At 60.0% G+C, this 1,687-nt stretch carries 1 pseudogene; it reads right to left on the bottom strand.

Features of this window, described 5'->3' with window-relative positions:
- Positions 1-1,647: pseudogene (locus CK224_RS30510) on the bottom strand (hypothetical protein); the annotation flags it as partial.
- Between the last annotated feature and the right edge of the window lie 40 nt (positions 1,648-1,687).

Below are 1,687 nucleotides of genomic sequence, written 5' to 3'. Positions count from 1 at the left end.
TCCGATGTGTTCGGACCCTGTCCCTTGAACGGGTACCCCTTCCAATGGCAATCCACCCAACTGCTGCATGGGGAGCTCCATCGGCATGCGGCCGCCTGAATTGCCGAGTTGGCTCAGCTGCTGCTGGATGGCGGCTTGCGGCGTATCCAGGGCCCTCTGCCTCTCCGCTGGCCGCAACAGCGCTGTGGAATGTTCATTGTTGATGATGACCCACTCGGTTGGCAGGTGGTCGCCCTGGCCCGCATCCGGTGAGGGCCGGATCTGCTGTTGGCTCGCAGCTAACGCTGGCGGGGCGGCGGCCTCAACCTCGGCGTGCCTAGAGCCGGCCGCTGCGAAAGCGTCGGCCACGCTTCTGTCTGACGCGGACTCCGCATCGCGAACCCGTTCCAGCGCCAACCGGAGATTGCCGTTGCCTGGAAATAATGTCTCGGCGAGTTCGATCCGCGAATTATGATCCAGCCCAGAGATCGTCTGGCCCCGACTCTCAAGCGCCTCAGAAAATCTGCGAAGAGTACGACTGTAGACAACACGGGTGCTTGAGGCCAAGCTGCTGTCACCTGTCACTTGTTCTATGACGCGCGCGTCTGCCTTTGACGGCACTGTCACTGGCCACCGGCCAGCCGCTGAATAGCCCGGCTCATGATATGCACGCAGGACTTTCAACGCCGTCCTCATGTCAACGTTTTTCGGAAAGAAAGCATCGACGTGACCGACCAGGGATTGGTGATTTTTTAGATCAGTCGCTTGGCCGCGAGCGCCGAGATCATTCGCCAATCGGCGAAGCGCATTTGAGTATATTCGGAGCGTCGGCGCGCTATGGTGTTGCTGAGCCGCAGCGTGGCCGATCGCCTTATCAATAACGTCCCGGTGTTCGTCGGACAGATGGAAATAGCGGGTAGCAGGGGCGCCGACGGTAGCTGAATAGCCCGGCTCATGATACGCACGCAGGACATTCAAAACCCGCTTCATTTCATCGTTTTTCGGAAAGAAAGCGTCGACGTGATCGACCAGGAATTGGTGATTACTTAGATCAGTCGCTTGGCCGCGAGCGCCGAGATCATTCCCCAATCGGCGAAGTGCACACGTGTATTTTCGAACCGTGCTCTCGCTATATTTTTGCTGAGCCGCAACGTGAGTGATCGCTTTATCAATAAGGTCCCGGTGTTCGTCGGAGAGATGGGGATAGCGGGCATCACGGGCGCCACTCGCGACAGGTTCGCCTCGGCGCGGGTCGGCCACGCGCTGCTCAAAGCTTGCTTGCGGGGCCTGGGCCGCATCCGGCAAGGGGCCATGGCGGTCCAAGAAAGGGAGCATCGCGTCTGGGACGCGTTGGGTCCCAAGGGGGAAGCCTTTGGGGACGGCGAATGAGACTTTTATGGAGTTCTCGACGGCAGCGGCGGGCTCAACCCTTGCGGAGGGCGCGGCCTCCACATGCAGCCTTCCGATGTGTTCGGACCCTGTCCGTTGAACGGGTACCCCTTCCAATGGCAATTCACCTGACTGCTGTCTGGGGGGCTGCATCGGCACGCGGCCGCCTGAATTGCCAAGTTCGCTCAGCTGCTGCTGGATGGCGGCTTGAGGCGTATTCAGGACTCTCTGCCTCTCCGCCGAATGTTCAGTGTTGATGATGACGCCCCCGCTGTTCACGCGGTTGCTCCTGTCAAGTGTACTCGTCAGCTCGTCCTTG

This window comes from Mesorhizobium sp. WSM3862 (genome assembly GCF_002294985.1).
GTDB lineage: Bacteria > Pseudomonadota > Alphaproteobacteria > Rhizobiales > Rhizobiaceae > Mesorhizobium.
The sequence above is the reverse complement of the archived record's forward strand: the minus strand, read 5'-3'. Positions and strand labels throughout refer to the sequence as shown.